The sequence below is a fragment of the Rothia sp. HMSC062H08 genome (genome assembly GCF_001810775.1).
In the GTDB taxonomy this organism is placed as follows: Bacteria; Actinomycetota; Actinomycetes; order Actinomycetales; family Micrococcaceae; genus Rothia.
Genome location: NZ_KV802667.1, coordinates 90,266 through 90,614 on the forward strand (window position 1 = coordinate 90,266; position 349 = coordinate 90,614).

Genomic DNA, 349 nt, shown 5'->3' on the forward strand with positions numbered 1-349 from the left:
AACCTTGTCGGTGGAAACCTCAACCAGGGGCTCGTCAACCTCAACCTGCTCGCCAACTTCCTTAAGCCAGCGGGTAACGGTGCCCTCGGTGACGGACTCGCCCAGTGCGGGCAGCAGAACCTCGGTGCCGGAGGCGGAGCCAGCGGCGGGAGCAGCCGGAGCAGCAGCGGGTGCTGCGGGAGCCTCAGCAACCGGAGCGGGAGCAGCCGGTGCAGCAGCAGCGGAAGCGTCGCCGATGATAGCCAGAACCTGGCCAACCTCTGCGTCCTCATCCTCGGGGATGCGGATCTCGAGCAGGGTACCTGCTACGGGGGAGGGAACCTCGGTGTCAACCTTGTCGGTGGAAACC

At 66.2% G+C, this 349-nt stretch carries 1 protein-coding gene; it reads right to left on the minus strand.

What is annotated here, in order from left to right; all coding sequences use genetic code 11:
* The coding region (locus HMPREF2765_RS04990; protein ID WP_305793652.1) for a biotin/lipoyl-containing protein at positions 1-349 on the minus strand (349 nt) is incomplete at both ends.